The sequence below is a fragment of the Methanobrevibacter curvatus genome (genome assembly GCF_001639295.1).
Taxonomy (GTDB): domain Archaea; phylum Methanobacteriota; class Methanobacteria; order Methanobacteriales; family Methanobacteriaceae; genus Methanoflexus; species Methanoflexus curvatus.
On record NZ_LWMV01000134.1, the window covers coordinates 1 to 627 of the forward strand.

The 627-nt window shown below is 25.2% G+C and carries 1 pseudogene; it reads right to left on the minus strand.

Annotation, left to right across the window (positions count from 1 at the left end):
- Positions 1-577, minus strand: a pseudogene (locus MBCUR_RS03320) (hypothetical protein); the annotation flags it as partial.
- Positions 578-627: the final 50 nt, after the last annotated feature.

Consider the following 627-nt stretch of genomic DNA (forward strand, 5'->3'; position numbering starts at 1 on the left):
CTATTTCATTATCTTTTAAGAATTTAAACTCTTTTTCACCACGATATGTGTAATCTGCACTAATTTTTTCAGGATATTTATTTATTGTCCATAAAACCTTTTGAATTTGAGGTATTAGTTGATTGTGATCTGTGGGGTCTTGAACAGCATTTAAATTAACTATTAACTTTGATTGATAATCTACACATGCTTGAATATTAAAAGCTAACTCTATCCTATCTTTTTTATTCTTCATCCATCTGGCATCTTTGCAATGAGTACCAACACTAGATTGTCCAGATTCATTTAAAACATCTTTTAAATCATTTAAAAAGCTTATTTTTTCTTCAACAGATTTTTTATCATCTGTTAAAATTTTATAAACAGATTCACGAACTTTACCATTATTTTCATCTTTCAAATATTCTTTAATCTCTTTTTTACTTAATTTTAATAAATCTAAACAAAAATTGATCTCATTTAATCGAATCATATTATATGGACTATTATTTGCTTTACTGATGGTTCCATCAATACTTATATGATTAAAATCAGTTAATTCTTCTTTTTCAGCTTCTTTAAGCAAATCTTCATGCATTTTTTCAATTAAATATCCACAATTTTGTTTAAATCTTCTTAAAGTCCTTG